Here is an 11,867-nt window from a genome sequence, read left to right on the forward strand (position 1 = left end):
GTTCATCTGGGGCCAGCAGCCGCGTGGACTCGCCTGGACAGACGACGATGTCGGCGGCGGTGTGGCTACCACCGCTCGGCGGATCGCGGTCCGGGTCCGGGGGATGCGCATGCCCGCTCGAGTTCGTCGAGGACCAAGTCGCCAGGTACTCGTACTCGTCGCCGAAGTCGTACCCGGGTTGTATGGCGTGCTGCGCGACGAACTCGGTGAGGTGGGGGTACTCGTCCGGCCGGAGTCGGCCCAGGATCGTCTCCGCCATCGAGGCGAGCTCCAGGAGAAACCCGCGGGCTGCTGACTACCAACACCGCGTCGTGGTGGCGCAACGTCCCGGGCGGGGATTGGCCCGCGACTCCAACAGAGCGGTGGCCCAACGATGACGTGCGTGCACTCCGCGCGCCGAGATTCTCGCCGCCGCGTGGCCGCCTACCAGTCGGACCCCATCGTCGGCGGCGAAGACGCCGTCGAGGATGTCCTCCTTGTGCGCCAGGTGCCGGTGCAGAGACATCGCCTCCACCCAGAGGGTGTCAGGACCCGGTTGCGGAGTGCAGGCGGGTGTCGCGCCCGCCTCTCCCGCGTGAGCGCCGGAGCCACGGTGGTGGCGCGGACGCGGCAGGGTCGACCGGCCCGGGCGCGCCGACCCTGAACCAGGCATCTCGACGGTCGGCGTCTGCTCGCTGCCCGACGACCGTCGGCACTATCCTGTCCGGCGGTGGCACAACGCCGCGCCGATGTCCCCGGGAGGGCAACCATGTTCGTGCTGGTGCGTCACGCGGACGCCGTCGCCAAGAAGGCGTGGCAGGGCCCGGACGTGGTCCGCCCGCTCAGCCCCCTCGGCCACCAGCAGTCCGCTCATCTCGTCGATGCCCTCGCCGATGTCGCACTGTCCGCGTTGTTCTCGAGTCCCACCGTGCGCTGTCGGCAAACCCTGCAACCCCTGGCGGTGGCGCGTGGACTGCCGATCGTCGACGATTCGCGTCTGGTCAGGGACGCCCCGGTCGGTGCGCTGCTCTCCGCGCTCGGCCGGTGCGACGACGGGACTCTCTGGTGCACGCACGGGGAGGTGTTCGACCAACTGGCTGCGGCCGCGACCGCCCACAGTGCCGCGCGCTTTCTGCCGACCGGGAAGACCGCGAAGGGTGGTCTGTGGATCGTGCACCCTGACCGCGGTCCCCGCTATGTCGGGCCGAACCCTCGAACCTGACCGGCCGATTCGGGCTCCGACCACCGCGGCCATGCCACTGGACCCGGTCGGCCAGCAGTCGGCTGGGATCCGGCGCCGCCGGCAGCCACACGGAACCCGCCACTCGCCCAAGCATGTGGCGGGCAATGGATTCCCGTCGTCACGTTCCTGCAGGTCTCGGCCACCGCTACGTCGAAGACGTCGCCAACGGCTGGGCCGCCGTCCTCCAACCGCCCAGGTGGACACCGGAGAATGACCGAACGACTGCGCCCCATCATGCGCGCCGACGAAGGAGGCGGTTGGCGTGCTCGTCGTGGCGGCGGGGCGCGGTGTATTCCGCGACGGTGGCCGCCACCGCGTCCTCCAACGGGGTGGCGTGGTCACCGAGCACACTGGTGTACGCGGTGTGGTCGACGACGTGGTCCTCGTCGAACTCGTAGAGCATCTCGGCGATCTCGCGAACCGCCGGCACCATTGACCCGACCAGACGCAATTGCCAGGCCCGGACCGGGCGCAGCCGCAACGGTGCCGCGGCGGCGAGGCCCGCGGCGATGGTGGCGAACTCGCGGGTGGTGACGGTGGTGGCGTTCGGGACGTGCCAGGCGTGCCCCCAGGTCGCCGGTGTCTCGCTCAACCGGACCAGCGCCTCACCGAAGTCGGGGACATAGGTATAGGCGTGGAGGCGGTCGGGATCGCCCACCACGTCCACCCGCTCGCCGCGGCAGAGCGGTCCGAAGAAGCGGTCGCCGACCGCGGACGCAGTGACGCCGGGCCCGAAGAAGTCCGATGCCCGCCCGGCCACGACGCGCAATCGCCCGGCCTGGTGTGCGTCGGCGAGGTCGCGCCACATCTGTGCCCGCACCCGGCCCTTGCGAGTGGTCGCGGCCAGGGGGAGCACCTCGGTGAGCGGCCCAGAAACTGGGCCGTAGCCGTAGACGTTCTCGGCCGCTACCAGCAGCGCCCCGGCCTCGGCGGCGGCGTCGACCACCCGACTCTGCAAGGCCCGGAACTCCTGCGGCCAGCGGTGATAGGCGGGTTGGGCGCACTGGAACAGCACCTCGGCTCCGGCGGTCGCGGCGGCGGCCGCGCTCGGGTCGCCGAGGTCGGCCCGCAGGCTGATCGCCCCGGGGACCGCCTGTCCGGTGCGGGTCACCACGGTGGGGGTGATCCCGCGCGCGGTGAGTGAGGAGATGACGGCGCGTCCGACCGGACCGGCACCGAGCACAACGTGTGATGTGGTGGCCATTTTTTGGTGACTCCTTCGAGGGGGCGGGCAGTAGGGCCGGCTTCTGCGATCACCGGCACGGCAGAGCCAACAGCACTTATCGACTATCGACCGAATTCCGAACAGTGTTCGACATGACGAGTGTACTGTTCCCGAACGATGTTCGGAAGATGGCGGAATTCTGGGTAGTGTGGACCGATGTCCAGTGGGAAGCCGGAGACCCGACGGGAACGGCAACGCCGCGAACTGCTGACCGAGATCGAGGCCGAGGCGCGGCGCCAGCTCACCCAGGGTGGGCCCGGAGCGGTATCCATGCGGGCGATCGCCCGCGCCGTCGGACTCGGACCTGCCTCGCTCTACACCTACTTCGGCAGCCTCGACGAGGTGTTCACCCTGCTGCTCCTCGGGAGCTACCGAAACCTGGCCGCGGCCACCATGAAAGCGGTCACCGCCTTCGACGACGCACCGCCGGCGGACCGGGCGATGATCGGGACCCTGGCATACCGGAACTGGGCCCTGACACATCGCAGCGAATTCAACCTGATCTTCTCCGACCAACTGCCCGGTTACCAGGCCCCGCCCGGCGGCCCGACCATCGCCGCACAGACCGCGGTGTTCGCACCGATCGTCGACGCCCTGGCCGACCTCGACGCCGCCGAGCTACCCGCCGACGAGCTCGCCGTCGTCTGGACGGCGTTCCACGGCGCCGCGACCCTGGAGGTCAATCACCACCTCGTCTGGGTCGACGATCCGGCCGCGGTGTACGAGCTGGCAGTGCGCCGCGCGTTCGCCGGCGCCGGTCTCCCCACCCCCGCACCGGACCTGCGGACACGATTCGAGCAGTGGGTGGCGACCGCCCACCCGTGACGTCCGAACCCAACCCGCCCGTGAGGGAATTCAAAAGCCGCCGGATCGCGGAAGGATGCCCGAGTCAAATGCGCTTGCTCGCAAGATCGGTGGCGCGCGCGGACGACAATCCCGCACGAAAACAGTCGCTTCGTCTTTTTGGGCAACACATGGCGGCAGATTCCTTCGTCGTGCTCGGGGACACCACGGTGGCTCGGCGGGTGTGTTCGTCGCTGGCGCAGCGCGGGCACGAGGCGCGCCACCTTGTCGGGCCCGACGACGAACTCCGTATTCGACCGCACCATCGGGGACCAACTGGCGCGGTTCCTGCCCCAGTGCGATGTCACCTCACCCGCGGATCTGGCCGCCCCGTCACTAGCCGGTTCGTGCATTGACCCGGCCGGTTGGCGGTCACCCTGGTCGGCCAGCGGCCGCGGGGCATCCGCGGCGTCGGTGCGGTGCTCGACGAGGTCCCGGTCACCCTCCGGGCGCCACGCCCGTGGCGCACCTGGCCGATGCAGGTGGCCGGCCTGTGGGGCTCGCACGAGACCGGCACCCGGATCCTGCTGGCCGGGTTGCTCGGGCTCGCCGCCGTGCTGGTCGGGGACTGGGCGTGGCTGATGTCGGGACCAGCCGACCCGCCCGCCTTCCGGTGGAGAGAAGACTGGTCTCATGACCGGTCACAGGCGGTGGACGCCACTGCCGCCGCATCGCACACCGACGCCACCATCAGCGGAGGATTTGTACGACGACCTGCGAGAACGACTGCCCGCGGAGCTGCGTGATCAACCCGACGATAAGATCCCGCAGCTCTGGGCGGCGTGGTCCGAGGCGAGATCCGGGTACGACGCCGCTCACCTCATCCGAACCTTCCAGCTCGCCCCGACGCTCGCACATCGCCTCATCGACCTCGCACACGAGCGTCAATCCTGACCCAGGCGCAACAGCGAAACGGTCCGGCGCCTGCGAATGGGTGGCAGCCGATGGCGCCACACCGCGGTTCGACAGTCCCGTCACCCGAGTCGGCATATCAGAACTCACCGCGTTCCGGTCAATGCGCCAGTCGACGAATCCCCAAGGAGCACATCGTCCTGCTCGGCCGGTCATCGCCAGAGGGGGCGTGCCGCCTTGCGTGCCGCCCGCCACTGACCGTCCAGGCGTTCGGCCTGCTCGTCGCCGATCCGCAGTTCCTGTTGATAGAGGATGCCGAGCCCGAAACTCGACTGTGCGGTGTGATCGCGGGCGGTGAGGATACCGAGGAGCCGCTCCCGCGCCACCGCCGAATCCTGAAATTCGCCGAGGACGTCCTGGAAGTCGTTGAAGTGGCCCAGTGCACGTTTCGTCCTCTTCGGGGCGAGGGGGCGGATCACCTCCATCGCGTAGCGCATCCGCTTCGCGCCCTTGCGGGCGCGGTGGATCCGCTCGTCACGCTCGGTGCGCGAGCCGCTGTCACTCACCTTGTCGACCCGTTTGGACACCTTGGTGGCCAGTTGTTTCAGCGTCCGCACGAGGTCCGCCGCCGTCGCGTTCCCGGTCGCTGCGCCTGTGGCCGGTGCGTGCGTCGACGGGCCTGGTCGGGATCTCGCGGCGAGTTCGTCGACGATTCCGTTCAGCGAATCGAGGAGCGCACGATAGCGGTCCGAATCGAGTGCACCGAGCGCCGAGTTCCGAGCCACCTGGGCCTGTTCGGCGAAGTACTCGTTCACGCGGGCGTACACGGATTCCTGTCCGGGTAGGGCCGCCGACTCGGTGATCCGGGTGATGATTCGCTGCCACTGAACCTCGACATCGCGCGCCTCACTCAGTCGTCGGCCGAGCCATCGCAGGTCCAGGACGAGCGGCTGCGCTGCCTCGGTGAGTCCGAGCCCGGGGGCGTATGCCTGTAAGGCGCTGCGGGCGCGTCGCGCCGCCTTGCGCATGTCGTGGATCGCCTCCGGCTCGTCACGCCGGACGGCGCTGTCGGCGACGCCGAGATTGTGGATCTCCCGCTGCAGGTACCGGCGGAGGAAGTCTCCGGGTTCGCTGGACTTGCGACTGCGTCGTTCCTCGACGGCGGGGGCCTGTGTGGTGCTCATCGGAGCCCTCCTCGGTGGTCGGCGAACCCCATGACTCCACTGTCCCACCACGCCGAGCGCGTGGGTGTGAGTCGACCAATAATCTTCGATATCACCGCTGGTCAAGACCGTTACCTGCGGCGACACGCCGACGATTGCGGGTGTCACCCATCATCTGCATCCCCCGCAAAGTGCTACGGTGGTCGGCGTGCCCAAATCGACCACCCCTCCCGACGCGTTGCTGCGCAGCGCAGCATTCGTCGTTGCCGACCTCCATCGGGTGGGGCGTGTGCAGCTCGATTCTGCGCTGGCCGATGAGGGGTTATCCCTTCGAATGCATTGGATCCTTGCGTGCCTGAAGCAGGAGGGTGAACTCACCCAACGTCAGGTGTGCGACGTTCTCGCCGTCGACCGCAGCGACATGGTGCGCCTGGTCGACGGCCTGGAGAAACGAGGCTTCGTGGTGCGAAGAAAACACGCCAAGGACCGGCGAAAGCAGCTGCTCTCGCTGACCGAGGACGGCGAGCAGACGGTGGCGCGGACCGAAGAATTGGTCGACGGCGCCACCGACACAGTGTTCGCCGATCTCACGGTGAAGGAACGCCGGACCCTGCATCGGCTCGCGCTGCGCGCCCTGGGCCATCCGAAGGAACTCGCCGACATCGGCGCCTGACGCCTGACGCCGACGCGACCTCCGTCGCCCGCGCCACTGTCGCTCATCGATCTCGGGTTCCTGGCCCCGGCCTGCCCACCTCAGACCCCGGCGTGCCCACCCCAGAGAGGAACAACGGTTCTCCATGTCCGTCTCACTCAGAGAACGGCTCCTTCCCGCCGAATTCACCCGCGGTGATCTCGCGGCCCCGCCCCGCACCCTGCTCGACATCCTCGAGGCGACCGCCCGTCGGTACCCGGACGCGCCCGCGATCGACGACGGCGATGCCACCGTGACGTATGCGGAGTTGATCGTGCAGGTACGCGAGGGTGCGCGCCGGCTGGCGGGCCGCGGGGTGCGGGCCGGCGACCGGGTGGGCATCCGGATGCCCTCGGGTTCGCGGGAGCTGTATCTGGCGATCCTGTCCACGCTGGCCGCGGGCGCCGCGTACGTCCCAGTGGACGCCGACGACCCGGACGAGCGGGCCGAGTTGGTGTTCGGTCAGGCGCGGGTCAAGACGATCGTCACCGCGGAAGGCGCCCAGGCCTTGGCGTCGGTGCCGGCCGAGGTGTGTGTCCCGACGCCGGATGACGACGCCTGGATCATCTTCACCTCCGGCTCCACCGGCACCCCGAAGGGGGTCGCCGTCTCACACCGCAACGCCGCCGCCTTCGTCGACGCGGAGGCCCGCCTGTTCCTGCAGGGCGCCCCGCTCGGCCCCGGCGACCGGGTCCTCGCCGGTCTCTCGGTGGCCTTCGATGCCTCCTGTGAGGAGATGTGGCTGGCGTGGCGGCACGGGGCCTGCCTGGTCCCGGCGCCGCGGTCGCTGGTGCGCAGCGGCATGGATCTCGGTCCGTGGCTGATCTCCCGCGAGATCAGCGTGGTCTCCACCGTGCCCACGCTGGCGGCGTTGTGGCCCGCGGAGGCGCTGGAATCGGTGCGGCTGTTGATCTTCGGCGGCGAGGCCTGCCCACCCGAACTGGCCGCGCGCCTGGCGGTGCCGGGCCGGGAGGTGTGGAACACCTACGGTCCCACCGAGGCCACCGTCGTTGCCTGCGCCGCGCCGTTGACCGGGACCGGACCGGTCCGGATCGGACTGCCCCTCGACGGCTGGGACCTGGCCGTCGTCGACGCCGACGGCCACCCGGTCGCCGAGGGTGAGGTCGGTGAGCTGGTGATCGGCGGGGTCGGGCTGGCTCGCTACCTCGACCCCGCCAAGGACGCGGAGAAGTACGCGCCGATGCCGACCCTGGGCTGGGACCGCGCGTACCGCAGCGGCGACCTGGTGCGGCTGGACCGCGCCGGGCTGCTGTTCCAGGGCCGCGCCGACGACCAGGTCAAGATCGGTGGCAGGCGCATCGAGCTCGGCGAGGTGGACGCGGCGCTGCAGTCGTTGCCCGGGGTCGCCGGGGCCGCTGCCGCAGTCCGCACCACCGCCTCGGGCAGCGCGCTGCTCGTCGGATACCTCGCCGCACCGAAGGACTTCGATGTTGACGAGGCCAGGGCCCTGCTGGCCGGACAGCTTCCGGCCGCACTGGTGCCCCGCCTGGCCGTGCTCGACGAGCTGCCCACCCGCACCTCCGGCAAGGTGGATCGGAATGCACTGCCCTGGCCGCTGCCGGGTACCGGCCCGCACGAGGCCGCCGCGGCGGAGCTGGAGGGCACCGCGGCCTGGGTCGCCGAGTTGTGGGCCCGGATTCTCGGCGCGCGGGTGGGTGGGCCCGACGACGACTTCTTCGCGATCGGCGGGGGCTCGCTCAGCGCCGCCCAACTGGTCAGTGCCCTGCGGGAACGGTTCCCCGAGGTCACCGTCGCCCAGCTGTACGACCACCCGCGGCTGGGATCGCTGGCCGAGTTCCTCGACGACCTGGCCCCTGCGTCAGTGGTCGAAGCGCGCACAGTCACCCCCACATCGCGCCGCGCCCAGTGGGCGCAGCTCGCACTGTCCGTGCCACTGAGCACCCTGACCGGACTGCAGTGGGTCACCTGGTTGGCGCTCGCGAACAACATCGCGGCACGGTTCGTCGACCTCCCCTGGGCACCGACGCTGCCCTGGCCGGCGGTGGCGGCGATGTTCCTGCTGTTCATCACCCCGCTCGGCCGAATGACCATTTCCGTGCTCGGAGCCCGCATCCTGCTGCGGACGCTCACACCGGGCACCTACCCCCGTGGCGGCTCGGTGCATCTGCGACTGTGGCTGGCCGAACGCCTTGTCGAGGCCAGCGGCGCCGCGAACCTGTCCGGTGCACCGTGGATGATCTACTACGCCCGCGCGCTGGGCGCGAAGATCGGCCGCGGCATCGACCTGCACACCCTGCCCCCGGTCACCGGGATGCTCGAACTCGGTGACGGCTGTTCCGTCGAACCGGAGACCGACCTGTCCGGTTATTGGCTCGACGGCGACGTCCTGCGCGTCGGGTCGATCAGTATCGGCGAACGCGCGACGGTCGGCGCCCGGTCGACACTGTTTCCCGGGGCCACGATCGGGCGCGACGCCGAGATCGCCCCCGGGTCCGCGGTGCTCGGCAAGGTCAAGGCCGGTCAGCGCTGGGCCGGATCACCCGCCGCCAAGGTCGGCAAGGCCCGCCACCGGTGGCCGGCGCAGCGTCCCGAGCCCGCGACCCGATGGGTGCCGGTCTACGGACTCACCTCGCTGGCGCTGTCCGCGATGCCGCTGATCGCACTGGGCTGCGGGTTGGCGTTGCTCGGCTGGTGGATCCGCGGCGCCGAAACCGTCGGTGCCGCCGCCGCCGCGGCGCTGCCAATGCTTCCCGCCGCCACCCTGCTCGCACTCATCGTGTTCGCCGCCCTGACCGTCCTCGCCGTCCGGTTGCTCGGCATCGGCCTGCGCGAGGGATATCACCCGGTGCGCAGCCGCATCGGGTGGCAGGTCTGGGCCACCGAGCGTCTGATGGACGCCGCCCGCACCTTCCTGTTCCCGCTCTATGCGAGCATGCTGACCCCCGGCTGGCTGCGCCTGCTGGGCGCGAAGATCGGGAAGAACGTCGAGGCCTCCACCGTCCTGCTCGTGCCGAAGTTCACCACCGTCGCCGACGGCGCATTCCTCGCGGACGACACCATGATCGCCGCCTACGAACTCGGCGGCGGGTGGCTGCGGATCGAGCGGGCCAAGGTCGGCAAACGCGCCTTCCTCGGCAACTCCGGCATGACCGGGCCCGGACGCCGGGTACCGAAGAACGGTCTGGTCGCGGTGCTGTCCGCCGCGCCGAACAAGTCGAAGCCCGGCTCGTCCTGGCTGGGCAGCCCGCCGGTGCGACTGCGGCGGGCCGCGAACGAGACGGACGCCGCCCGCACCTTCGCGCCGCCGCTGCGGCTCAAGATCGCCCGCGCCGCCGTCGAGACATGCCGGTTGATCCCGGTCGTGATCAGCTTCGGAATCGGGCTCGGCGTGCTGTTCGGGCTCGAGGCGTTGGCCGGTACCTTCGGCTACCTCGCCGCGGCCGCGCTCGGCAGTGTCGTCCTCATCCTCGCCGGTGCGGTAGCCGCCGCGGTGTCGGTGGCCGCGAAGTGGGTCCTCGTCGGACGCATCGAGGCGATCGAGCATCCGCTGTGGAGCTCGTTCGTGTGGCGCAACGAAGTCTGCGACGCCTTCGTCGAGACGGTCGCCGCACCCTGGTTCGCACGGGCAGCCACCGGCACCGCCGCACTGAACACCTGGCTGCGGGCCATGGGCTCCCACCTCGGACGCGGCGTGTGGTGCGAAACCTATTGGCTCCCCGAGGCCGATCTGGTGCACCTCGGCGACGGCGCCACCGTCAACCGGGGCAGCGTCGTGCAGACCCACCTGTTCCACGACCGCATCATGAGCCTGGACACCGTCACCCTCGGCGCGGGCGCCACCCTCGGACCGCACTGCGTCGCCCTTCCCGCCGCCTCCCTCGGCGACGGCGCCACCGTCGGCCCCGCCTCACTGGTAATGCGCGGCGACACCGTCCCACCGTCCACCCGCTGGCAGGGCAACCCCATCGCACCCGCGACCTGACCGACCCACGTACGGCAGGAGTCAACCACCCCAGGCGAGCTCCTGCGCTGGGTAACGACGTTCGTGTACACGGACAGCTCGGAGCCGCTCGGCGACGTGGGTCGGCGGGGTCGGCATCGTGTGTTCCTACCAATCGTGTTCCTACCAAAGGACTCGACATGAACACACCGGCAAGTCGAGGGGTGGTGGTCGGTGTCGACGGATCACCGGCCGCCCGTAGAGCTGCTGCATGGGCAGCGGCACTCGCCTCCCGCACCGGGACACCGCTGCGGGTCGTGCACACCCTCCCGGAGGCCCTCTACCTGATGACCGATGTCGCGGTCATGGGGCAGGGGCCCGCCATCGCTCAACACCGCAAGGCCGGTGAAAAGGTTCTCGATGAAGCGTCCACCGAAGTGCGCCTCCGATTCCCCGAACTCGACGTGCACTCCGACCTGGTGCCCGGCCCGACCGCTCCGGCGCTGGCGGCAGCAGGTGCGACCGCGGGGATGATCGTGCTCGGTGCCGGCAGCCCACCGGGTGTGGGGGCACTGACGGCGGGATCGACCGCCATCGCACTCGCCAGGCATGGCACCTGCCCGATCACGGTGTGCCGCCAACAGTCCGAGATGTTCCCGGATCGGCGGCCGGTCGTCGTCGGCATCGATGACAGTGATTCCAGCGCCGCCGCCGTGTTCGCTGCCTTCGAGTTCGCGCACCTGTTCGGGGCACCCGTGGTCGCCGTCCATGCGTGGTCGCCCCGGCACGCGGCCGGGAACGTGACCATCCCATTCCTGGTGGACCGGGATGCCCTCGAGGAATCCGAACATGATGTGCTGGCCACACACCTCGCCGAGGTAAGGGAGCGGTACCCCGGCGTCGCTGTCACCGAGGTGGTCGAGCCGACGACTCCGGCCCGGTTGATCCTCGATCGGGCCACCGACGCGCAACTGATTGTCGTCGGCAGCCACGGCCACGGTCGTCTCGCCGGCGCAATCCTCGGATCGGTGAGCCACCATCTCCTGCACCACAGCCCGTGCCCGATCATGATCCACCGCGCACGACACCACTCGAATGTGAGGAGTGGCTGTTAGCACTGGATCAGTCGTCGTACGAGCAGGTGATTGCCGCACTCGAGTTACTCGCGGACCGCAGCTCTGCCGGCCTCTGGTCGATACGGTGAAGGCATCAGGTCACATGAACATGAAGGAACTCAGTCCGGGGTCGAGTGGCCGCTCGGAGCTGCAGGTGTTGTTCGCGGTCGACCCCGAACTGAAGGCGATCCTGCCGGTCGCCGGCAACAAGGCCGGGAAAACCTGCCCGGCGCCCACGGCGCCGACTCGGCCGGGATCCCCACACCCCCAGATCGTGGCCCCGCAGAGGTTCGGTGACGAACGCGATGTTCGGGATCAGGACCACCTCGGTGACGACGGTCAGTGTTCTCGAACTGTTCCTCGACCTGCTCCGCGAGTTGATTACCGTCGAACAACCCGGCAAGCATCTCGTGATCGCCGTCGAATTGATCCAGGCGCCTTGCCAACGGACCGGGCAGCCGACAGGGCACCTTTTCCGCTCGCGGGCACTCGGCGACATACGGTCTCACCCCCGGATCGACGGTTTGGTATGACGATTCTTCTACAGGACGGATGTGGGCGGAGGGTGGATGATCGAGGAGTGAGCAACGGCGACGCACCCGATCAGAACACCGACATCAATGTGGAGACCGGTGGACGCGACGGTCGCGTCCTCGCGCCACCGCCGACCATTCCCGGGGCGCCGCCAGCCGCGACCAGCGCAGTGCCGAGTGCGCTCGCCGACGGGCTCCCCGAAAATCGCTACTTGAACCGTGAACTCAGTTGGCTCGATTTCAATTCACGGGTGCTCGCACTCGCCGAGGACACGTCGCTGCCGCTGCTCGAGCGCGCCAA

The 11,867-nt window shown here is 69.7% G+C and carries 9 protein-coding genes and 3 pseudogenes; 9 read left to right on the plus strand and 3 right to left on the minus strand.

Features of this window, described 5'->3' with window-relative positions; all coding sequences use genetic code 11:
- Positions 1-259 (minus strand): annotated as a pseudogene (locus AC1DWT_RS45450) (hypothetical protein); the annotation flags it as partial.
- 450 nt (positions 260-709) lie between these two features.
- On the opposite strand from AC1DWT_RS45450, the gene AC1DWT_RS45455 reads away from it, so the two are divergent.
- Positions 710-1,201 (plus strand): SixA phosphatase family protein, encoded by a 492-nt coding sequence (locus AC1DWT_RS45455; protein ID WP_378690079.1) that lies wholly within the window; start codon positions 710-712, stop codon positions 1,199-1,201.
- A gap of 125 nt (positions 1,202-1,326) precedes the next feature.
- A pseudogene (locus AC1DWT_RS45460) lies at positions 1,327-1,386 on the plus strand (hypothetical protein); the annotation flags it as partial.
- Between the two features lie 68 nt (positions 1,387-1,454).
- Here AC1DWT_RS45460 and AC1DWT_RS45465 read toward each other — a convergent pair.
- The gene (locus AC1DWT_RS45465; protein WP_206012474.1) at positions 1,455-2,426 is read right to left on the minus strand and encodes an NAD-dependent epimerase/dehydratase family protein; all 972 of its coding nucleotides are present in this window, start codon (positions 2,424-2,426) and stop codon (positions 1,455-1,457) included.
- A gap of 177 nt (positions 2,427-2,603) precedes the next feature.
- On the opposite strand from AC1DWT_RS45465, the gene AC1DWT_RS45470 reads away from it, so the two are divergent.
- A complete protein-coding gene (locus AC1DWT_RS45470) occupies positions 2,604-3,272 on the plus strand; it encodes a TetR/AcrR family transcriptional regulator (protein WP_095863896.1) in 669 nt (222 codons plus the stop codon).
- Between the two features lie 383 nt (positions 3,273-3,655).
- Positions 3,656-4,036: a hypothetical protein gene (locus AC1DWT_RS45475; RefSeq protein WP_206012475.1), complete on the plus strand. Its 381-nt coding sequence runs from the start codon at positions 3,656-3,658 to the stop codon at positions 4,034-4,036.
- Between the two features lie 318 nt (positions 4,037-4,354).
- On the opposite strand, the gene AC1DWT_RS45480 is transcribed toward AC1DWT_RS45475, so the two are convergent.
- Positions 4,355-5,326, minus strand: coding sequence for a CHAD domain-containing protein (locus AC1DWT_RS45480; protein ID WP_206012476.1), 972 nt, complete (start codon positions 5,324-5,326; stop codon positions 4,355-4,357).
- 187 nt (positions 5,327-5,513) lie between these two features.
- Between AC1DWT_RS45480 and AC1DWT_RS45485 the strand changes: the two genes are divergently transcribed.
- From AC1DWT_RS45485 to AC1DWT_RS45505, 5 genes and pseudogenes are all read left to right on the plus strand, one after another.
- Positions 5,514-5,978 carry a MarR family winged helix-turn-helix transcriptional regulator gene (locus tag AC1DWT_RS45485; RefSeq protein WP_206012477.1) on the plus strand — a complete coding sequence of 155 codons (465 nt, stop codon included), beginning with the start codon at positions 5,514-5,516 and terminating at the stop codon, positions 5,976-5,978.
- 124 nt (positions 5,979-6,102) lie between these two features.
- Positions 6,103-9,960: a Pls/PosA family non-ribosomal peptide synthetase gene (locus AC1DWT_RS45490; RefSeq protein WP_206012478.1), complete on the plus strand. Its 3,858-nt coding sequence runs from the start codon at positions 6,103-6,105 to the stop codon at positions 9,958-9,960.
- 158 nt (positions 9,961-10,118) lie between these two features.
- Positions 10,119-11,033 carry a universal stress protein gene (locus AC1DWT_RS45495; protein ID WP_095863891.1) on the plus strand — a complete coding sequence of 305 codons (915 nt, stop codon included), beginning with the start codon at positions 10,119-10,121 and terminating at the stop codon, positions 11,031-11,033.
- 329 nt (positions 11,034-11,362) lie between these two features.
- Positions 11,363-11,566: a hypothetical protein gene (locus tag AC1DWT_RS45500; RefSeq protein ID WP_477925782.1), complete on the plus strand. Its 204-nt coding sequence runs from the start codon at positions 11,363-11,365 to the stop codon at positions 11,564-11,566.
- Between the two features lie 47 nt (positions 11,567-11,613).
- Positions 11,614-11,867: pseudogene (locus AC1DWT_RS45505) on the plus strand (RNA degradosome polyphosphate kinase); the annotation flags it as partial.

It is taken from the genome of Rhodococcus sp. P4_B6 (assembly GCF_056402215.1).